This window comes from Anaerostipes sp. MSJ-23, assembly GCF_018918155.1.
Taxonomy (GTDB): domain Bacteria; phylum Bacillota; class Clostridia; order Lachnospirales; family Lachnospiraceae; genus Anaerostipes.
On sequence record NZ_JAHLPY010000007.1, the window covers coordinates 1 to 22,084 of the forward strand.

The 22,084-nt window shown below is 35.0% G+C and carries 18 protein-coding genes and 1 pseudogene; 3 read left to right on the top strand and 16 right to left on the bottom strand.

All coding sequences use genetic code 11. The features are described from left to right. Positions 1-157 precede the first annotated feature (157 nt). A pseudogene (locus KQI71_RS06315) lies at positions 158-709 on the top strand (MATE family efflux transporter); the annotation flags it as partial. A 734-nt stretch (positions 710-1,443) separates the two neighbouring features. Here the strand turns inward: KQI71_RS06315 and KQI71_RS06320 are convergent. The 8 genes from KQI71_RS06320 to KQI71_RS06355 all read right to left on the bottom strand — a co-directional run bounded on the left by KQI71_RS06320 (position 1,444) and on the right by KQI71_RS06355 (position 10,863). Next, positions 1,444-2,439 (bottom strand): electron transfer flavoprotein subunit alpha/FixB family protein, encoded by a 996-nt coding sequence (locus KQI71_RS06320; protein WP_216435075.1) that lies wholly within the window; start codon positions 2,437-2,439, stop codon positions 1,444-1,446. A 20-nt stretch (positions 2,440-2,459) separates the two neighbouring features. Then, positions 2,460-3,257: an electron transfer flavoprotein subunit beta/FixA family protein gene (locus KQI71_RS06325; RefSeq protein ID WP_216435076.1), complete on the bottom strand. Its 798-nt coding sequence runs from the start codon at positions 3,255-3,257 to the stop codon at positions 2,460-2,462. 24 nt (positions 3,258-3,281) lie between these two features. After that, entirely contained in the window at positions 3,282-4,424 is a 1,143-nt protein-coding gene (locus KQI71_RS06330) for an acyl-CoA dehydrogenase family protein (protein WP_216435077.1), read from the bottom strand. Between the two features lie 205 nt (positions 4,425-4,629). Next, a complete protein-coding gene (locus KQI71_RS06335) occupies positions 4,630-5,181 on the bottom strand; it encodes a hypothetical protein (RefSeq protein WP_216435078.1) in 552 nt (183 codons plus the stop codon). A 106-nt stretch (positions 5,182-5,287) separates the two neighbouring features. After that, positions 5,288-6,262 carry a carbohydrate kinase family protein gene (locus tag KQI71_RS06340; RefSeq protein ID WP_216435079.1) on the bottom strand — a complete coding sequence of 325 codons (975 nt, stop codon included), beginning with the start codon at positions 6,260-6,262 and terminating at the stop codon, positions 5,288-5,290. Further along, entirely contained in the window at positions 6,252-7,718 is a 1,467-nt protein-coding gene (locus tag KQI71_RS06345) for a glycoside hydrolase family 32 protein (RefSeq protein WP_216435080.1), read from the bottom strand. The genes KQI71_RS06340 and KQI71_RS06345 overlap by 11 nt, the downstream gene beginning before the upstream one ends. Positions 7,719-7,746: 28 nt before the next feature. Continuing rightward, positions 7,747-9,684 carry a sucrose-specific PTS transporter subunit IIBC gene (locus KQI71_RS06350; RefSeq protein ID WP_216435081.1) on the bottom strand — a complete coding sequence of 646 codons (1,938 nt, stop codon included), beginning with the start codon at positions 9,682-9,684 and terminating at the stop codon, positions 7,747-7,749. Between the two features lie 189 nt (positions 9,685-9,873). Beyond that, a complete protein-coding gene (locus tag KQI71_RS06355) occupies positions 9,874-10,863 on the bottom strand; it encodes a LacI family DNA-binding transcriptional regulator (protein ID WP_216435082.1) in 990 nt (329 codons plus the stop codon). A 173-nt stretch (positions 10,864-11,036) separates the two neighbouring features. On the opposite strand from KQI71_RS06355, the gene KQI71_RS06360 reads away from it, so the two are divergent. Next, on the top strand, positions 11,037-11,780 hold the full coding sequence (locus KQI71_RS06360; protein WP_216435083.1) for a peptidylprolyl isomerase: 744 nt from the start codon (positions 11,037-11,039) through the stop codon (positions 11,778-11,780). Between the two features lie 44 nt (positions 11,781-11,824). Here the strand turns inward: KQI71_RS06360 and KQI71_RS06365 are convergent, their stop codons facing one another. The 7 genes from KQI71_RS06365 to KQI71_RS06395 form a co-directional block, all read right to left on the bottom strand. Further along, positions 11,825-13,159 carry an AAA family ATPase gene (locus KQI71_RS06365; RefSeq protein WP_216435084.1) on the bottom strand — a complete coding sequence of 445 codons (1,335 nt, stop codon included), beginning with the start codon at positions 13,157-13,159 and terminating at the stop codon, positions 11,825-11,827. 3 nt (positions 13,160-13,162) lie between these two features. Next, positions 13,163-14,197: a metallophosphoesterase family protein gene (locus tag KQI71_RS06370; protein WP_216435085.1), complete on the bottom strand. Its 1,035-nt coding sequence runs from the start codon at positions 14,195-14,197 to the stop codon at positions 13,163-13,165. A gap of 70 nt (positions 14,198-14,267) precedes the next feature. Then, positions 14,268-14,915: an ABC-2 transporter permease gene (locus tag KQI71_RS06375; protein ID WP_216435086.1), complete on the bottom strand. Its 648-nt coding sequence runs from the start codon at positions 14,913-14,915 to the stop codon at positions 14,268-14,270. Then, the gene (locus tag KQI71_RS06380) at positions 14,912-15,772 is read right to left on the bottom strand and encodes an ABC transporter ATP-binding protein (protein ID WP_216435087.1); all 861 of its coding nucleotides are present in this window, start codon (positions 15,770-15,772) and stop codon (positions 14,912-14,914) included. The genes KQI71_RS06375 and KQI71_RS06380 overlap by 4 nt, the downstream gene beginning before the upstream one ends. Then, a complete protein-coding gene (locus KQI71_RS06385) occupies positions 15,769-16,146 on the bottom strand; it encodes a GntR family transcriptional regulator (protein WP_216435150.1) in 378 nt (125 codons plus the stop codon). Before KQI71_RS06385 ends, KQI71_RS06380 begins: the two co-directional genes overlap by 4 nt. A 156-nt stretch (positions 16,147-16,302) precedes the next feature. Continuing rightward, positions 16,303-17,703, bottom strand: a complete 1,401-nt coding sequence (locus tag KQI71_RS06390) for a phospholipase D family protein (RefSeq protein ID WP_253287969.1) — start codon at positions 17,701-17,703, stop codon at positions 16,303-16,305. Between the two features lie 83 nt (positions 17,704-17,786). After that, positions 17,787-20,324 (bottom strand): CotH kinase family protein, encoded by a 2,538-nt coding sequence (locus KQI71_RS06395; RefSeq protein WP_216435088.1) that lies wholly within the window; start codon positions 20,322-20,324, stop codon positions 17,787-17,789. A 146-nt stretch (positions 20,325-20,470) separates the two neighbouring features. On the opposite strand from KQI71_RS06395, the gene KQI71_RS06400 reads away from it, so the two are divergent. After that, positions 20,471-21,001: a DUF3877 family protein gene (locus tag KQI71_RS06400; protein WP_216435089.1), complete on the top strand. Its 531-nt coding sequence runs from the start codon at positions 20,471-20,473 to the stop codon at positions 20,999-21,001. Here KQI71_RS06400 and KQI71_RS06405 read toward each other — a convergent pair. Next, positions 20,998-21,945: a LysR family transcriptional regulator gene (locus KQI71_RS06405; protein ID WP_216435090.1), complete on the bottom strand. Its 948-nt coding sequence runs from the start codon at positions 21,943-21,945 to the stop codon at positions 20,998-21,000. The two genes, KQI71_RS06400 and KQI71_RS06405, sit on opposite strands and share 4 nt — an antisense overlap. Positions 21,946-22,084 lie beyond the last annotated feature (139 nt).

Here is a 22,084-nt window from a genome sequence, read left to right on the forward strand (position 1 = left end):
GATTTCTTCAGCAGTATGGGCACAAATACGGTGTCCGTTGGTTATTGAAAAGACTGAACATCCTACCAAATGCTTATTATAATTATCTGAAAAACAGGAAATCTGAATATCATAAGCATAAGGGGAAAATCAAGCATGAAATCGTGGACATCTATCATCCGATGCCATTGCCGCAAATTCCGTATCAACTACTATTTTTCAATATCTGAAGGTAATTACCGTTGGAGAGGCCTCTGCCTCATCCGTTCTTATTGGAACAATCGTAGGCTCTGACGGAAAAAACTTAAAAAAAATAAAAGAATACTGTAAATCCTTACAAGCTATTTATCTCATTGTTGGATGTTTGCTTGGAATCATTTTATTTTCCCTTCGGAAACCATTTTTATCTTTTTATGATCTGACACCAAATGCTTATCTTTTATCGAACCAAATTCTGATAATCTTATGCTTTATCTTTGTTGGCATGGCATATCAGATGCCAGCTGGTGTAGGCATCATAAAAGGAGGTGGAGATGTTACCTATGTTCTCTGGTTAAATATAATCTCAACCTGGGCAATCGTGATTCCCTTATCCTTCCTTGGTGCTTTCATATGGAATCTTCCCGTTGCTGCCGTCGTTGCCCTCTTAAATTCTGACCAGATCTTTAAGTGCTTACCAACTGCACGAAGAGTCAATCAATATCAATGGATACGAAAACTTACAAATTAAAACAAACATTCGTAAATGAAAAGTGAAAAGAAATAAAACTCAATATTTTAGCAGCTATTTCTATTTTCGCATTAATTGCTATTTTTATATGTTTGATTTGTAACTATTTTACTTCAAACAGCTTATCATTGTCATTATATCAATTATAGCCATATGGCTTATAATACTCGCAGTTTTAACAGCGAAAGAGAAAATTATTTTAAAAACTCTACTAGTAATCAGTATTATTCCGATTCCGTTTCTGTCAATGCTTGCATTTCTTTTGAAAAAATTCGTTGTTTTTACATTGGGTTCCTGTATTTCACTTATTTGCATTGCTGCTACTTGGATAATATACAAAACTTTTTGAAATTTCACAATCATTTATAGCATGTCTTCGACTTTGCTCTGCTAGCTTTAAACCTGTACCGATTGTCATTACACATATTTCCATCTACTTCATACCACACAGTCAGGTGGATTTTAACTCAGATATATTTAACAGTGGAATTACGATGATACTGTCTTTGATATATTTGGGAATAGATTATTTATTCTGCCAAAAACAAGCAAAATAGAATATGAAAATAGCCTTCTTATCTTTTCCCATGGGCTTGGTTTTTCACCCGTATGTTTCATAACAAAAGCCAGAGAGACAAAGATTGCACCATCATTCTTTGTCCCTCTGACTAATTTTTTAGAAGGTTTTGTTTTTTTTGGAGTTTTCCTATATTATAATATCATTACTTATTTTTTTATTTTTCTTTGATTGCTTTAATCGCATCGTTTAATTTTGGAAGAATCTTTTTGATATCTCCTACAATTCCAAGATCTGCAATATCAAAAATTGCTGCATCTTCATCTCTATTAATCGCAATAATTAGTTCAGAATTTTCCATCCCTGCTGCGTGCTGAATTGCTCCAGAAATACCACATGCAAGATATAATTCTGGTCGAACCGTTTTTCCTGTCTGCCCAACCTGTCGATCATTGCTAATCCATCCAGAGTCAACTGCTGCTCTAGATGCTGCTACTTCTCCATCTAATGTTTCTGCCAGCACTTCAAGATCTTTAAATCCTTCGGCACTTCCGACACCACGACCACCAGATACAAGAATTTTTGCTTCTGTAATATCAACCGATTTGTGTGTTGTCTTTACAACTTCTCGGATTTTTACATTCATATCTGCATCTGTAAATGCAACTACAAAATCTTCCACTTCTCCTGTTCGACTCTCATCAGCTTCTAATGCCTTCATAACACCTGGTCTTACGGTTGCCATCTGTGGTCTGAAATTTTCACACACGATTGTTGCCATAATATTTCCACCAAATGCTGGACGCGTCATCATCAAAAGCTTTGTATCTTCATCAATTGCAAGACTTGTACAATCTGCAGTCAATCCTGTATGAATTCTTGCAGATACTCTAGGCGCAAGATCTCGACCGATGGAAGATGCCCCATAAAGAACAATTTCAGGATCTTTTGCTTTAATAATTTCAGTGATTGCTTTTGTATAAGGTTCTGTCACATATTCTGCAAGAATTGGGTCATCAACAACGACAACTTTATCTGCTCCATGTGCAATTAATACCTTGGCTTTATCTTTTACTTCGGATCCAAGCAGGATTGCAACTACCTGCTGTCCAAGATCCGCTGCTAATTTTTTTGCTTCTCCAACCAGCTCGATGCCAACTTTCTGAAGTTCACCATCTCTTTGTTCAGCAAATACATATACGTCTTTACTCATTTTGATTGATCCTCCTTTGATTAAATGATATGTTTTTCCTGTAATTTATCAACGATCGCTTTTACTGCTTCATCATCCGATAAATCATTTAAAATTGTTCCGGCACCTTTTGCCTGTTTTGTAAAGGATTTCTTTACTCTTGTAGGAGAACCTTTCAGACCAATATTTGCCTGATCAACGGTATCTTCAATATCTGCTAATCCCCATACTTTAACTTCTTTCTCATGATATGCATCAAATACACCATGTACCGACATATATCTTGGTGTTGCCAGTTCTGCAAGTGCTGTTAAAAGGCATGGTGTTTTTACTTCAATCACCTGATGACGATCTTCAAACTGTCTCTGAACAACAATGGTATCATCACCTTCCACATCCATTTTTTCTACGTAACTTACCTGTGGAATTCCTAGATGTTCCGCAATTTGAGGCCCTACCTGTGCAGTATCACCATCGATTGCCTGACGTCCTGTGATAATCACATCATAATCTAATTTTTTTAAAGTTGCTGCAATTGTTGAGGAAGTTGCCCATGTATCAGCTCCTCCAAAGGCTCGATCTGAAACCAAAATGGCATTATCGCACCCCATAGCCAGTGCCTCTCTTAAGGCAATATCTGCCTGAGGAGGTCCCATAGAAACAACCGTTACACTACTTCCCGGGCATTTTTCCTTTAACTGTAACGCTGATTCAATTCCCGCCTTATCATCTGGATTGATAATACTTGGAACGCCATCACGAATCAAAGTATTTGTTTTTGGATCCAATTTCACTTCAGTTGTATCTGGTACTTGTTTTGCACAAACAACGATCTTCATTCTTCTTACTCTCCTTCCATTTCCTTATCTTAACAATCCGCCGCCAACGATCATCTTCATAGCTTCGGATGTACCTTCATAAATTTCTGTAATCTTGGCATCACGATACATTCTTTCTACCGGATATTCTCTTGAATATCCATAACCACCAAGCATCTGTACACATCCTCTTGTAACTTCAACCGCTACATCAGAAGCAAACAATTTGCACTGTGCTGCCAACGGTGCATAATTTTCGTGATCATCTTTTGCTTTTGCTGCTCTCCATACCATGAGACGAGCCGCATCGATCTTTGTTTGAAGCGCTGCGATTAAGAATTGTGTATTCTGGAATTTTGCGATTGGTTTTCCAAACTGTTTTCTTTCTTTTACATATTTAATTGCTTCATTTAAAGCTCCCTGCGCAATTCCTACAGACTGAGCTCCAATTCCAATACGTCCTCCTGCCAGAGCTCCCATTGCAATCTTATATCCCATACCTTCTTTTCCAATCAGATTTTCTTTTGGTACTTTTACATCAACAAGGGCAACTTCTGCATTGGATGCTGCTCGAATTCCCATACGTGGAATATCTTTACTTACAGATAATCCTTCTGTATTACGGTCCACAATAAATGCTGACATCCCTCTCGTTCCTGCACTCTTATCTGTATATGCAAAGATTACAAATGTATCAGCAAAACCAGAGTTTGTTGTAAATACCTTCTGTCCATTTAATACATAAAAATCACCATCGGCTTTTGCTGTTGTCTTTACTCCGCTTGCATCCGTACCTGCACCAGGCTCTGTCAATCCAAAACATCCGACCTTTGTTCCATCAACAAGTGGACGAAGGAATTTCTGTTTCTGCTCTTCTGATGCATAATCATTGATGCAAGAACAACAAAGGGAGGTATGTACAGAAATTGTAATCCCTGTGCTTGCGTCAATTTTTGATACTTCTTCCATCGCTAATGCATACGTTAAAACATCTGCACCTTCTCCTCCATATTCTTTTGAATAAGGAATTCCCATCAATCCGTATTTTTTCATTTTAGCCAATAAATCCATATCAAATTTCTCTGCTTCATCCATATCTCTGGCAATTGGCTTAATTTCGTTTTCAGCGAAATTTTTGAACAATTCTTTTGCAAGTAACTGTTCTTTTGTCAGCTTAAATTCAACCATCTTTTCTTTCCTCCTATTGTTGAAATGCTTTATTTATTTTCTTTCCAAGTTATTCGTTCGTTTTATTATTTGCTTGCTTAGTTTTAGTGTACTAATATTTTGTATGCTAATTATATATCACAAACTTAGTCATGTCAACCATTCAACCATCTTTTTTTCATGTATACAAAAAGGCCATCCATATTCCTATGAATGACCTAATAAATTATAAATTTTCTATTTTGTTGACAATCGTTATAATGTCTTTTAACTGTCGAATATCATAAAAGACATCCCCTGTTTCCAACGAATGATTTCCATGCTTTATCCGATGTAATGGAATCTTTTTTTCTTTACATACTCTCTCCAAATGACTTCCATCCACCAGCGGATCATCTGTTCCAGAAAAAATTGTCATATGCCCAGTTTCTAATAACGGAATTGTAAGATCTACCGGTGTAAAGCAGATATGTTTCCAATCAATATCTACTGTCTGTGATAAATAACATGCAGCTACAGACCCTATACTCTTTGATACAAATACAATTTCATTATAATCTTTAACAGAAATTTTTTCAAAGGCCTCACATGCTTGCTGCACTACGATCTTTCCTATCTGAGGGAGGGAATCTTTCTTCCACTGTGGTAAATCATGATAGGTAATTTCTTCTATATCGTAGCTCTTCGTTTTTAAATATTTTTTTGTGTAATATAGTAAAGGCTTATCACAATGATATCCAAGTCCCGGTAAAATTACTGCAAGTTTTCGTTTTTTCATGTCATTTCTCCCATTTTTCATTTATGATTCTTACAGTATTATATTCCTTTTATGTAGTGAAAAAAAGAAGGAATCCAAAAAGAATTCCCTCTTAAAAATTATATTTTTATTTTTTTAATTGTGCCATCCATGCTTCCACTTCTTGCGCATCAGCCATAGCTGCCAACGCGCCTTCTTTTGTTGTTGTATTGGCCGCATATGCATTCGCAAAGTCAAGATAACTATGTAATGTTTCCTTACTTACACTATTAAGATCTTCCACTTCATCTCTTAATAGGCAGTATAAAAATGCTCCAATAAAGGAATCTCCTGCTCCCGTCGTGTCCCGAACATCAACAGTATATCCGGAAGCTTCTACAACACCATCTTTTGTGTAAACTTCTGCGCCATCTTTTCCTTTTGTATAAACAACGTATTTTGCACGTTTGCTTAACAGGCCAGGCACCGCATCTTTAATATCTGTATATCCTGTAATAAATTCCAGCTCTTCATCAGAAATTTTAATAATATCTGCATAATCAAGAAATTCATTCACTGTTTCTTTTAACTGATCAAGATCATCCCATAAAGAAAATCTTAAGTTTGGATCAAAAGATACTTTGACATTTTGAGCAATTGCCATGTCAATTAGTTTTTTATGAGCTTGTTTCATTGGCGATTCCACTAAATCCACACTGCAAAAATGAATCATTCCGCAATCATCTAATACATCTGTTGGAATATCTTCTACATTATATCTTAAGTCTGCACTATTTTTTCGATAAAATTTAAAGTCACGATTTCCATCTGCTGCAAGAGAGACAAATGCAAGTGCTGTCTCTCCTTCCTGATCTCTTTCAATATTGGATGTGTCAATCCCTGCCTGATCAAGAACTTCAACAATATAATCCCCAAATGGATCATCTCCAAGTTTTGTTAAAAATTTTGATGGAATTCCAAGTTTTGTAACTGCTCCGACAACATTCGCTGGTGCTCCTCCGGCAACTCTTGTAAAAGATGGGACATCTTTCAATCTCTGTCCTTTCACTTCCGGAATAAAATCAATCAATGCTTCTCCAATTCCACATAACTTATTTTTCATTGTCGTCTCCTTCAATTTCAAAAGATTTCAACGGGTATACTGTCATCTTACCTTGACATTGTCCTTGGATTGTAACTCTTCCATTCAGATTATACATTCTTGAAGTAAAGACCTCTTCTCCATGATTGACAAAAATTTCAATAGAAGATGTATCTGCAAAAATCTGGAGATGAGAAAGTTCTTTGACATGAACTTTTCTCGTTGTTCTTCCAGCACCATACGCTCCAAGATCTAATGTAAGAATTTCATCCTTATAAGATAATGTAATTCCTTCCCGCAAAGTCATTGTCATACTACTACATTTATTATACTCGACAATAGCTTCATAAACAACATTTTGCAAAACAATTTCTTGACCGTCATAGAAATTACAAACAGCTTTGTCTTCGCTTCGAAGCTGTTTCATTTCCCCTATTGGTTGTTGGATTAATTTTCCATCACGGACCAAAAGCTGTCTTGGAATCGTAAGAGCATGCTGCCATCCATTTTCTACCGTTGGATTTGTATAATCTGCATCTGGAATTCCCATCCATCCGATTAAGATTCTTCTTCCATGTTCATCTTCAAATGTTTGTGGTGCATAAAAATCAAATCCGCGATCAAATAACTTGATATCTTTGATTTCATATTCATTCGTCTCAAAATCATATGAAATTTTCATTGCTGTTGTTTGATGTACATTTTCATAATCAATCCCTTTTTGCTCTACTCCCTGTGGACAGCAAATCAAAAATAACTGGCCATCCAGTTCAAATAGATCTGGGCATTCCCACATATAACCGAATTTTTCTGGTGTCGTGATTCTATTAAGATAAGTCCAGTGGTTAAGGTCCTTTGATTGATAGAGAAGAATCATTCCAACCCCTTTTTTATCTCTTGCACCAAGAACCATATAATATGTGTCTTTGTGTCTCAGGATCTTTGGATCGCGGATGTGATTGCTCATATCCGAAGGATAATCATCATTCGTCATTAGTAACTGTTTTTCTGAGAAATCATATCCATCCTTACTTGTAAATGTAATCGTGTTACTTCCACGTCCGCTGTTAATATAGTCATAATCATCACGATCAAAATATTTTAAATTTCCTGTATAAAAGTAATGAATGGTATCATCTTCAATAAATGCAGATCCAGAATAAACCCCATGAGCATCAAAGTCTTTATCAGGAAATACAACTGGACCGTAATCTTTATAATGTACAAAATCTTTCGTTGTATAATGTCCCCACATTTTCAGTTCCCCGGTTGGTTCAAACGGTGTATACTGATAATAAATATGATACGTTCCATGAAACTGACATAATCCATTTGGATCATTTAACCATCCGGTCTTTGGCATCAAATGAAAGCTTAATCTTCTTGGATCTGCTGCCACTTTTTTTCTATAATCTTCATTTTCTTTATACCATGCTTTATAATCTTCTTTCAGGACTTTTTTGTATTTCTCAAACATTTGATTTTCCCTTCTATTATTTTTACGATTATTTCAATACCATGATTTTTGTTTCATTATCTGCATTTACTGCAGGTTTTACTTCTATTTCTTTTTCTTTTGCATCTGCTACAAGGAACATAGTCTGTGTTTGATATCCCTTTTCCTTAACAAGATCCATATCAAATTCTAGTAGTTTATCACCTTTTTTTACTTGATCTCCAGTGGAAACAAATGTTGTAAAACCTTCCCCTTCCATTTTGACTGTATCAATTCCTGCATGAACGAGAAGTTCTACTCCGGAATTTAAGGTAATTCCCATTGCATGTTTGGTTGGAAATACAAGACTGATTGTTCCATCGGCTGGTGCATATACAATACCTTCTGTTGGATTAATCGCTACACCATCTCCCATTGCTTTGGATGCAAATGCAGGATCATTGGATTTTTCTACGGATAAAACTTCACCTTTCATTGGAGAATATAAATCCTGTGGTCCCTGTACTTTTACAGGTTCTTCTTTTGGTTCTTCTTTTAATTCTTCTTTTTTAACTTTTTCAACTTCTTCTTTCTTTACAGGTTCTTCTCCTTCAATGTTAAATTTCTTCCAGAAGACTACAGTCAATACTGCAGATACAGCCATGGATAAAATCAAACCAATGGCAAAGTTTAAATAATCCTTTGGCAGCATGGAAAGGAATCCAGGAAGTCCAGCGGCTCCTAACGCTTGTGCCAGTACCTTTGTTGCTGCACAATAAGCATTTCCTACGGCAGATCCGATAATCGCTGCGTAGAATGGATATTTTAATTTTAAAGTTACACCAAACATTCCAGGTTCTGTAATACCAAGGAGTGCAGAAACACCAGATGCAGAACAAATAGATTTCATTTTTTCATTTTTTGTTAAAAATAATACTGCAATAACAGCTGCACCCTGTGCTACGTTGTTCATGCTGGCTGTTGTAAAGATAAAACTTCCACCTGTCGTAGCTTTTGCCGCAATCAGTTGTGTTTCAATTGCGATAAAGCTATGATGCATACCCGTTAAACAAATTGGAGCATATACAAGACCAAACAGTCCTCCACCAATAAATCCAAGTGTGTTATATACCCATGTAATACCATCGGCAAGTAAGTTTCCTGCTTCTCTTAAAACTGGTCCTACGAAGATAAATGTAAGGAAAGATGTTACCATGATTGAAATCAGTGGTGTTGTCAAGTTATCTAACCATGTCGGTGTTACCTTATGTAATTTCTTTTCAATAGTTGCCAGAATAAATGCAACTGCTAATACCGGAAGAACTGTTCCCTGATATCCGATAGCTGCAATCTTAAATCCAAAGATATTCCATACAGGAGCTTTGGCAATTCCAATGCTGTACGCACTTAAAAGATCTGGATGTACCATGATCATACCCATAGCTGCTCCAAGATATGGATTCCCTCCAAATTTCTTCGTTGCACTAAATCCAATCAATACAGGCAAAAACGTAAATGGTGCGCTTGCAAACATATTAATCGCTGTCGCAAGACCCTTCCACTGTGGATAAAGATCAATCACGGATTTTCCATCAAACATTGCTGCTGTTAAAATGTTATTTAGACCCATTAACAAACCACCAGCTACAATTGCCGGAATGATTGGTACAAAAATATCACTTAACAGTTTTACCAGACGCTGCAGAGGATTTCCTTTTTTCTCTTCCTTTTCATCATCCTCAGCTGGTGCTGCTGTTGACATCCCAAGCTGTTTTTGTACTTCATCACAAACAAGGTTTACAAGACCTGATCCAAAAATAATTTGGAACTGTGACTGTGTTAAAAATACTCCTTTAACTCCTTCGATGTCACTTACGGCATCTTCATTCCGCAGGTCATTGTTACGAAGTTGTAAACGAAGTCTTGTTGCACAATGCTGTACAGACTTAATATTTGCTTTTCCGCCGACATTTTCAATGACCTGACTTGCGATTTTTGCATAATCCATATCTCTTCTCCTTTTTAAATTCTGAAACATTTATGGTATCGGTTCCATATTTGTATCATATTACTTTTCAATGAAAATGTCAAGAGTTTTTATGGTATCGGTTCCATTTTTTTATATCATCAAAAATGGTAAAAAAATAGAAGACAACTTTCTGCGTCTCCTATTTTCATTTTATCAATTTAATCTCTTCTATCTAAGAAATCGTACACTTTTGCCATCCACAAATTCATATCCTATGATTTGTTTTTTAGATACCACTTCTTTTTTGATCATTTTAAGAATGGTTTCCGCCCCAAGATATCCCATTCCATAGGAATCAAATTTCAAAGTTGTAAGTTCTGGTGTAAGAAGAGAACTTTCATCATATCCTCCAAATGCAGCAACTGACACATCCTCTGGAATTTTTTTCCCTTTTTCATGTAAAATTTTATAAGTTCCAAATGCCAGCCGGTCTGTTGCGCAGATCATAGCATCCAGATCCGAGTGTTCTTCCAAAAGTTCTCTTGCTACCTTCTGTCCACCAATAAAACTATAATCGCTTTTTCCAACAACTGCATCAATCCCATATTCTTTCAAGCCATCCAAAACTCCACGTTTTCGTTCGATACCAACCGCTCGGTCTGTCTCATAAACACTGATATAACCAACCTTTTTATGTCCATTTTTTCCTATATATTCTCCCATCATCTTTCCCGCATGATAATCATCATAAATGATCGAAATTCCATCTTCATAATCTTGCGTTAGAACAACGATTGGGATTTCTGCTTTTTTTAGTAATTCTTTATGATCCTTTGTAATCGCAATGGAACTAATTAAAATACCATCCACATTTAACTGGATCAAACGTTGAATATTTTTTAGTTCCTGATCAATATCATGATCCGAATTTTGAATTAATGTTGTATAATCTTTTTCCCGAAGATAACGATCAATACTCGTGATCACACGACTTGTAATTTTAGAATTTAAAGTAGGCACAATCACTCCGATCACATTACTCTGTCTTGCATTTAATCTTGCAAATGCATTTGGTGTATAATGATACTGCTCAATGACCTTTTGAATCTTTGCTCTCGTTTCCTCTTTTACATAACCTCCATTAAAATAACGGGAAACCGTACTTTTTCCGACACCCGACAAGCGCGCAATATCCGCCATGGTCATTTTTTTTGCCATATATCTCTTCCTCCTATTGCATTTTTCTATTTTAATATCTTACCACAAAAAATCATATACACCAACATTGTGCAAAAATCTTCTAGATGAAAATCAATGATTTCAGTGGTGGAGTCTGTTCGATTATGATATAATATGTTTTTATCACATAAAAAAACAAAAGGAGAAACCGAATGGAAAACCAGAATGTACTGGCAGTCGTTGCCGGAGAAGAAATTACTCAGAAAGATTTGGATGCGCTTTTACATGCTCTTCCAAAAGAACAGCAGGCTTATGCTGGAAATGAACAGTTCAGACAGCAATGTTTAGAACAGCTGATCACAATTCATCTGTTTGCAAAAGACGGTGAAGATCAGAAACTGGAAGAAACTGATGCATTTAAAGAAAACATGGCTCATGCCAGAAGAGAAATCCTTGCACAGATGGCAGTTGGAGAAGTCATGAAAGACATCACAGTCTCTGATGAAGAAGCAAAAGAATATTATGATGCCAATGAAGATCAGTTTCTCAATGGTGAAACCGTTCATGCAAAACATATTCTTGTTGATAACGAAGATAAGTGTCAGGAAATCCTGGAAATGATTACAACAGAAGAAAAATCTTTTGAAGATGCCGCACAGGAATTTTCTACTTGCCCATCCGGACAGCAGGGTGGAGATCTTGGTTCTTTTGGAAAAGGACAGATGGTAAAAGAATTTGAAGACGCTGCTTTTGCTGCAGAAGTTGGTCACATCGTAGGTCCTGTAAAAACTCAGTTTGGATATCACTTAATCAAAGTAGAAGACAAAAAAGATGCTCAGGCATCTGTCTTTGATGATGTAAAAGCTTCTATTAAAGGTATCATTGCCCAGCAAAAACGCAACGATGCATACGCTAAAAAGGTTGCAGAACTAAAAGCAAAATATATAGAAAAATAAAACTTAAGATCAAAAGGCAGAATTCACAAAAAGATTCTGCCTTTTTATAATGCTATCAAATGATAGTTCATTTTTTGTTCTTTTAACGCTTTCACAACCTCACTTCGTCCAGTAAATAAAAAAATCTGTCGATCACTTTTTTGTCCAAGATAAGAGAGTGTTCTTTTTAATCTTTTATCATCATAATTTCCAAAAACATCATCCAAAAACAATGGAAAATGATCTTCTTTATATAAAAGATCTGCTGCTGCCAGGCGTAGAGCAAAATACAACTGTTCTACGGTTGCATTACTTAAATATTTCATATCAATATAGTCAAAATCTTTTTGCACCATCATTTCCAACGCATCATTCATTACAACCTTTTTATAATCACTTCCTGTCATTTGCTCAAAAATTTCTGATATTTTCTCATTCAATTCTTGTCCAAATGTTTTTTGTACCGCTAAAGCTGCCTGCTCAATTGCATAAATAGCCATTTCTATCTGACGAATTTCTTCTTCTATGCTCTTTTTTTGCTCCATAATCTTTTGATATTGAATATGAATTTCTTGCTGCATTTCCTTTTGATCCGTTAACTGTTTTATTTCCATACGAACAATATCCAGGCGATGAAGAATTTCCATCTTTTCTATCTGATCTTCATTTACACCAAGAAGTCTTCGAATCCATCGAAGTAGTCTTTGAAAAAAGTTATAATGTTCTCTCTTGGTTAGTTTTTTCCTTAACTCTTGTTCTTCTTTTGTATATTGCTCCAATTTATTAGGGTCATAGGTTACAATTTTAATTTGCTGTCTGATCTTATCTGCCTTAGCAAAAATGGAATCTTTTCTCTTTTCTCTTCGTTTTGCTTTTAAATAATCAATCGCTTTTCGAATATCAATCTCCGAATCCTTACTGCTGCGTAAATTAGCCATAGAACTTTGCAGCACTTCTTTCATTTCTTTTCCAGTTCTGATATCTGATTGTGTCATAGAAACAGTGTTTTCAAATGCATTTTTATTACTCTCAAAAATCTTATGTACCAGACTTTTTTCCGGAAGAATGATTTCTTCCATCGTATCCGAATAAAATAAACGGACTTGACTTCGACCTGGAGAAAAAATTCTCTGCACTCGGTAGGAAATTCCATCTTTTTCAAAAATCATAGAACCACCATAGTTTCCTCCATCTATCGGCACATACTTTGTATAATCGTCATTTTTTGCTGCCATACCACGCCCTTTTTCCATTCCAAATAACATGGCAATCATAAATTTTCGCAGTGTTGTTTTCCCAGACTCATTTTCTCCATAAAAGACCTGAATCCCGTCTGACAGTTTACAATGATATTTATGAAATTTTCCAAATCCATCGATCGATATTTCTTTAATTTTCATAAATTAATCCTCCCTGGATGCTGCTAATGCTTCCATTGCATAAGAAAGTGCCTTTGGGTGGTCTTTTAATATTTCTGCAACTTTGCTAACTAAAAAATCATTATCCCCTGATATTCGATCATATTCCCATGGATTTCTTGTTTCATCATGAACACTAGAAATCAAATAAGAATCTTCGACTCTTTCAAAATCAAGATGCAATTTCGGATCTTTCGTCCCTGTCAGTACAATCTCATACATATTCTCTTTTCCTCGATAAGACAACTCTGTCTCTATACGATCCAAAATTTCTGCTTGACCCATTTTATCTGATATAAAAACTTCTGCCTGCATATACTGCCGTCTAGCAAATGGAACAAAATGTATCATTTGCTTTTCTTCACTAATTTCTCCTTCAATAAATCCATGTTGTCCAGTTTCTGTACGATCCAAAGGCTCCATTGAACCAGCATAAGCCATCAAATCTTCAAAAATAATCTGAGGTCTGTGAATATGACCAAGTGCAATATAATCAAACCCAGACCATTTTAATTTTTCCTGATCGATTGGGATATGACTTTCATCACCTCCATGAGCAAGTAAAATAGAAAAATTTCCATCATCTTCAGGCTTTACCCTATCATATAAAGGCTGACGAATCTGATTTTCCCAATAACTGAACCCATAAACGCTTGTCTGGAGATCTGAAAAAGACACTTTTTCAAGATTCTGATCTTTCAGAAAATATATCGGTGTCTTCCAAGAATACTCATAAAAAGGTTTCCCTTCTTTTAAATGATCATGATTTCCGGCAATCCATACAACTCTGGCTGTCGTAAGTTTTCCAAGCAGATAATCAACATCTCTTAAGTCTTGCACTGTTGGCTGGTTGTGAAAAAAGTCTCCCGCAATCAAAAGTAAATCCATTTCTCTTTCATTTGCATAGGAAATCATTCTAAAAAAAGTCTCCTTAATATCTTTTTCTCTGATTTTTCCCCATGATTTTGTACGTTCCGGTTTTGCACCCCAATGAACATCTGCAATATGGATAAACTTCAAAAAGGATCACCTGCTTTCTGTTTTTTCTCATTATAGCATAAAACAAAAGTCATTTTGAAACTCTTTGTTTCTAATCTCTTCCTAAATGAAATAATTGAAATGATATTTTATAAGAAAGAATCCATGCTATGATCAAAAATCCGGCCATGATCCACTTCCGATATGGAAGATCGTATGGAAGCAATGTGTATCCGTTTAAAACTGCCACAATAAAAATACCTGCCACACATCCATTTAAAATTACAATAAATTTTCTTCCCCTCTTTTGTCCAAGAAAAAATATCATTGGAAACTCAATAACCATTAGAATCGTTGCCAAAAAAAATATTTGCTGTATGACAAGTCCAATCGCATTAAGATCATTCCATACAATTTCCCCTGCGATCAAAGACCCTGCCTCAAATCCTATTCCATACCCAATGCAGGCTAAAACCAAAGATCCTATTCCAATAAAGTATTGCATACATAGGATATCTTTTTTATGAACAGGAAGAACTAACTGATACAAATTCCATTTAGCCTTTTCATCAAAAAGCATGTTTCTTAAAGGAATCGATGACAAAAAAATTCCAAGATAAAAACCAATCCATCGCAGATCAAGAAAATTTCCGTTTTTAAGCATCATGGAACTTCCGACTCCAAAAATAATATCAACAATGAAAAACATCCAAAAACGATATTTTAAATCCAACCAGCCTTTGAATAATAATCCCTTCATATTCTCACTCCCTTTTGCCCTTTTGCAAGAAATACAAGAATTTCTTCCAACGTTACAATATCCGTTTGATACCCCTGTGGTATTCTTCTTTTATCTACTAAAGCTTCAACTCCATATGTATATTTTCTAATTCCTTTAATTGCACACTCATCAAGTTCCTGCAATTCTTCTATAGAACACTTTAATAATCCATATTGCTGCAACAATTGATCTTTTTCCTCAAATATTTTTAACCGTCCATCATCAATATAAGCAATATAATCACATAAACGTTCCAAATCCCCAACAATATGAGAAGAAATCAAAATCGAATGACCTTCTTTCCTAGTAAATTCATAAAAAATGTCAAGAAGCTGATCTCTAACGACCGGATCTAATCCACTGGTTGGTTCGTCCAGAATTAAAAGCTTCGCCTGATGCGATAGCGCAACTGCAATGGCAAGCTTCATTTTCATACCTTTAGAATAATCTTTAAATTGTTTTTTCCCCCTTGGCAATTCTAATTGTTTCACTAACTCATAATATCGATCCTCTTCCCAATTTCTATAAATATTTCTCATAATTTTATTTACCTTATCGATTGTAATAAATTCTGGGAACCCTGGTTCATCGAGGACAACGCCAATATCTTCTTTCACTTGTTCAAAATGCTCCTCATTATTTTTTCCAAGCACTTTGATACAACCTTGATCTTTCCGAAGCATGTTCATAATCAAGTGAATTGTTGTGCTCTTTCCTGCACCATTTTTTCCAATCAATCCAAGAATACAACCAGATGGCAGGGAAAAAGTCATATTTTTAATTTCAAATCCAGGGAATCGTTTTGACACACTTTTTAATTCTATTGCATTTTTCATAACTCATCCTTTCCCATGATCGTAATCATCTCGATCAGATCATCTCTTGTTAACCCACAGGTTTTTGATAATTGCAAAGCCTTCTCCAAATATTGTTCTATTTTTTTTAAATTTTCCTCTCGAATCAATTCTGTATTTTTTCTTGCAACAAAACTACCTTTTCCTGCTACAGAATTTATAAACCCATCTTTTTCAAGCTCGTCATAGGCTCTTTTGGTCGTGATCACACTAATTCGAAGATCTTTTGCAAGTCCACGAATCGATGGCAACATCTGATCTGCTTCAAGCTCTCCCATGATGATCAGATTTTTTATCTGTTCATAAATCTGCTCATAAATTGGCTGACCTTTCCTATTGCTAATAATAATCTTCAGAAAATCACCTCCTTTTTATTGTTTCTTCGTGCTTACTGTATATAAACAGTATATACAGTAAGCATATCCTTGTCAATAAGAAAGTATCTTGTTTTGCCTATGAAAAAATAAAAAAGCAGTAAACACTACTGTTTTACTGCCTTTCCATCCGTTTTTCTATGCCAGATATCGGAATCCCTGGATAAGATATGATAAAAATGTAATCATACGTCTCTTTTTTGTATCCATCGTTTGTTCTCTGACCTTCTTATTTTTTTCGTAAGTTCCATCTCGTCGAACTTTTAGTGAGCCATCCTTTAAAGCATAAAGCTTTTCTTCCAGTTGTTTTGTAATTTCTTTTCCATGTACAACAAGCATTGTTTCTGTATCAACATATGTACTGCGACAATCAAAATTATAAGATCCAACCACTGCAAGATCATCATCAATAACCAGTGATTTTCCATGCGTGGAATGTTTTCCCATATATTCGTATAAAGAAACTCCTGTATGAATAATTTTATTTTTATTTTTTTGATAGTCCGCAGATGCACATATATTATCCCCAGATGCAATAGAATTTAAAATAATTGTCGTATCAGGAACTTTTTGTGTGATTTCTTTCATTCCATGATACATTTCTTTCGAAAAGACTGCATATGGCGTATGAATCATAATTCGTCGATTCGCATGGAGCATTAATTGTTTTAATGTTTCCCATACAAGCGGTTCTTTTCCGTAAATATGTGTTGGATTTGTAACAAGTGTCGCTTTCTTAGTCGGTACTGTTATTTCCTCATCATCTATTTTTGGTATCCGAAGCGTTTGTGCTTTTTTTAATAACCGTTGTATTTCTGTTTGCCGTTTTGCAGCAGACCACCGATCAAAAGCTGTTTTGCATACTTTCAGATTCCATACGTTTTGAAAATACTGTTTTACCTGTCCGACGGCACTATCTTTTTCCTTTCCTGTATTAACAATAAAAATTTCCCGATCAAGTCCAACGCCTTTTCCTTTATGAGTTCCAAGAAAATAATCAAACGTATTTCTTCCACCCATCAATAAATATTGATTGTCTATGACAAGATATTTATCATGAAGACAGCCATGAATTGTCCATGGTTTTAAAGGATTTGGTGTATTATAAAATCTGATTTCAATGTTCGGATCACTTCCTGCTGCCTGAAATATAGGTTTCCCACTCATATGCAAAGTCCCATAAAGTCCATCTACTAAGATCTTTACGCGAACACCACGGTGTGCAGCCTGCACCAATGCTGCGAAAATATCTTCGGTGCTATCCCCTTCGCGTATATCAAATGTTGAAAGAATAATTTCTTTTTTTGCTTTCTGTATCATATGAAGTCTCATATCCAATGCTTCCTGATTATCCTCCACAATCCTAGCACGATCAACTCCATTTTTTCCAGATCTATTGTAAAAAGACTCTGTTTGAATTTTTTCTTTCTCCTGCGGACGAACAGTTTTCAGATGTACAAATGGTGCCAACATCCCAACAACAAAATACAAAAGAAAAGCCAGCAGTACAAGCAAAATAATTTTTAATTTTTTTCTCAATTTATCCCTCCTGTGTATCTGATTACACTATAGCATACCTTATGAAAAAATCATACCCTGCCCTCTGCCAGCTTTTTATCTTTTTATTTTCTTTTTTTAGTTCCTTTTTTTACCGTTACTTTACAATAAGCAACCTCTCCTCCTCCATCACTAGATAAAATGATCGTTGCATTTCCTGCTTTTCTTCCTCTTACAATTCCAAAGTTATCTACTGTAGCAATTTTTTCATCCGTTGATTTCCAGAAAAACTGAGGAATCACGCTTTCCTTTGGATAAAGAGTCACTGGAAGCTGTTTATAATTTCCTTTTTCTAACGTTGTCTTCTTACTAATTGAAAAACGATCCGGATACTGCACATTTGTTTTAATATGAAGACGGAACGATGCTTTTACTTTATTTCCACTTGTATATGCTGTAATTGTTACCGTTCCTTTCTTCTTCAGAGCAATTCCTCCATCTTTCTGAATCGTAGCAATCTTTTTATCGCCACTCTTTAATTTCACTTCATCAAAAGTTGTATTATCCGGCATCACACAATAAGCAGGATAACAACTTTCATCATCCAGGTTTACATAAATATCCGACATTTGAAAATAGATATTCTTTGCTTTTACAACCTGATTTTTCCGGATCCAGCCTGCCGTTAATGTAAGATTCTTTTCAATACCCATTCCTTTTGTATAACGTATACCTTTTTTATCATACCATCCAGTAAAGACATATCCCTTTTTCGATGGATTTTTCGGCATTTGAGTCAGATATGTTCCTTGTATTAAGGTCTGTGTTTCACAAACTTTTTTTCCATTCTTAAATACAACTTTACACTCTTTTGGGATGAGTGTATTAATATTTTTATCAATCCACTGCGTTCTTTTTTTGATCCATAATTTCAAACGTTCGACTTCTTCTTTGTATGTTTTACACTGTGCGATATCATCATCAAAAATCATGAATCCCCATTTTTCAAAGTCATAGCCTTCACTTGTTCCTACTTTCTTCGCATACTGATCAAGCTGTCCTCCATCTTTATATAATTCTTTTAATTTTTCTCTAATCACAGGCCAGCGCTCCACTGCCTTTTTCGCAAATTTTTTATCTTGGAACAGTTTTTGAAACCACATACTGTCTTTATGTATCCACCCCTTGCAATCTACATCTTTCGAATAATCTGTATCTCCCCAGGCTACATAATCAAAATCCCATAGTGGTCCCCAGCAAAGCTTTCCTCCACGATCTTTATATAGATAAGTACTTGTCGTAACAAATCCATCTCCATTTTGAGAGATCTCCTGAATCCAATAATAATCAATTGCTGTTTTTACATCCATATAATCTTCATAAGATTTACCGGAACTATCTTTAAAGTTTTTTCCATAAATAGCATCTTCTGTTTTCTGAACATATTTTTTAATATAATTGTACTGCGCATCATTTTTATAGTCCTCAAAAGATGGACTTTCAATTAAAAATGTAGTTCCATGACTTGTTACAAAGGATTTTTTTTCTTCATCTCCATAAGGTTCCAAGGAAAGTAAATATCCACCAGAAATTGTTGCTTCATCTGTTGCTTTTTTGGAGGCATCATTTTCCTCTAAATCTGGTATATTTACCCTTGTTTTACCGACTCTTACCTGTTCACTAAGACAATAACTTCCATAATAGGTGCCATTCACAAACACATCAACAAATTCTGATTTTGGTGTAAAGGCCATCCCAAGCTGCTGTCCAAGCCAGTATGTTCCTTTATTTCTTAGCAAACTATTATCCAGTCGATTTGCCAACAATACCCAATGTTTATTAGCACCCATTCCAAGTAGATCTGCCTTTTTATCCAATTTGATCTTATAAGGCTTTTTATCCTGCATCCAGGTAGAATTACCTCTTCCTCTAATATAATCCAGTTCATAAGTTTCTGATTTTAATTTTTTCTCTGTATATTCACTCTGATAATTTTCTGGAATCTTAATACTCATTGTTCCATAACATTCTGTCTCATGACTAGAATCATTATTCATCGCCTCAATGCTTCCCTGACTTTCGTCCAGTTGAAAAGAAACAACCGGAATTTCATTTTTCATAAATTCAATGGAACGAATGAGTGTTTTCGTTGATCCCTCGCCATCATTTACGATCTTAAAGGAAATTTTATGTTCTCCTGATAATTTCTGATCAGAAATATCTGCCATCTGTGAATTCTCATAAGTCCATTTATCTTTTCTTCTCTGTCTAACTAAATTGATGGAAGCAAATGCCTGCGTTTCATTGTCCAAATAGAGTTCTACTCTGACATTTTCCCCTTTTGCTGCTAATCCATCTACAACTACATAACCTGGCTCTTGCTGATCAAAATCAAATGTTTTTGTAAATGAAAATAACGCCTGATGAAACTGCTCCGCTTTTCCTGAAAAGAAAATACCTTTGGCTTTCTCATCCTTTTTCATTGTTATTTCTTTACTGGAATTTTGTATTCCTCCATGATCCAATAACGCTGTCATTTTTTGCATCTTATAAGATACATTTTCTTCCTTTGCATTCACAGGCATGCTACAAAAAAATGTTGCTGCCACAATCACCATCATCCAAAAGAAAATCCGAACAGTATAGTTCCTTTCCTTTTTCATACTGCCACCTCCCGCTTTTTATAAATTCATTCTACTTTATATACAATGGACTTTGACTTTTTGTCTCATTTGTAAAAAAAAATCTTCTTGATTTTCAAAACCATTTCTTCTATTATAAAGGGGAAAGTCAGAAAGGAAATATTTTTATGAATTATACACGTTTAGAACATAGTTTAATCGACCTAATCAAAGAAGAACAAGCAAAACTTGGATATCGCAAAGAGATCATTCATCTTTATTATCCATTAAGCTCTTTAAATCATTTTTTCAAAAGTCAGGCAGATGCAGATAAAATGCAAGAGATGCTTTGTGATTTTCCATCTTATATTTACAATATTTTTGGCGAAGTTACTGTTTCTCATAAAAAAGATCGATTTTGTTTTACGCTCTCAGAAAAAGCTTCTGAATATGTCCATGATAGAATGGAAGAAAATGAATTCATCAAAGCATTAGTCAATCTTGTTGCAAAACATGGATGTACGATGGATGAAATCAAAAACCTTTTTTCTTCTTACTCAGATCAAGTCCATACAGAACCGATGAACAATGATGAATTTGATCTTCTTATTCGTTTTGAAGATGGAAGCGATCCTTATTATTACTGTTTTAAAGATGAAGGATGCCATATCATTTATCATCGTTTCCTTCCAGAAGACTATGCTGATTTTGAATTTTAATCACTAAAATAATCTTGAAGCTCTTTTTTTAACTGCTGCACGGTTTCCTTCTCACTTTCATGATGGCAATAAAATCCATAATGAAAAGAAGGAACCGACAAAAGCGGTAAATTTATCAGTTTTTTATTCTTAATTTTTTCAGGTTGTGGCATAATGAAAAATGCATTTCCCGCTTTCACCTGCAAGAATGCAGATTCTACATTATCACAATATTGTACATTTTCATCTGCATACCTCCCTGCTAACTCATAAATATTCAAGCGGCTGCGAATCGCACTTTCAAGAACTGGACTTGTCACACGTCTTTTAATATTGCAATCTTCCATAATATTAAAAAGTTCCGCTGTTAAACCACTTAAAGTCTTTTTATCAGACGAAATCACATGATAAAGTTTTTGCCTGGCAGATATTGAAATATTTTCTGGCAAAATGTAAGTAATTGGAGCATCTGTAAGCTTTTCAAATGTTCCTATGCCAGAGCTTTGTTCCTCAATTAATTCTTTAATTCCAATCACCATATCAATCGCATTTGATTTCAAAGAACTACTTAGAGACTGATATGGCGCAAAAATAACATCCGGCTGAAGACCTGGAATCCTCTGCATTAATTTGCTGTAAATATGATGCATATAGAAAAAAACTTCCATTCCATAACTTCCAACAAGCAAGCGTGGTAAATATTCTTGCTCAAGTTTTGAAAGATTATGGATAGCATCTAATTCTTGTCGATAAATACTTTTTGCATTTGGAAAAAATAGTCTTCCTGCATTGGTCAGAGAAACACTTCTTGTATTTCTTTCAAATAATTTTACTTTTAATTCTTCTTCCAAAGACTGTATTTGCTTGCTAACAGATGGCTGTGAAAAATGAAGATTTTGTGCAGCTTTTGCAAAATTTAGTTCCTTTGCAACTTCTAGAAAACATTTCAATTGATTTGAATTCATATTTTTATCCTCTCTATTAATTCTTTTTATTAATTCCAATATATTATTAATAATAACATATTTCTATTTCACATCCAGATATTTTTATATTAAAATAAAAATATCTAAAAAAACAAGATAAAATTACAGGAATGTCCCA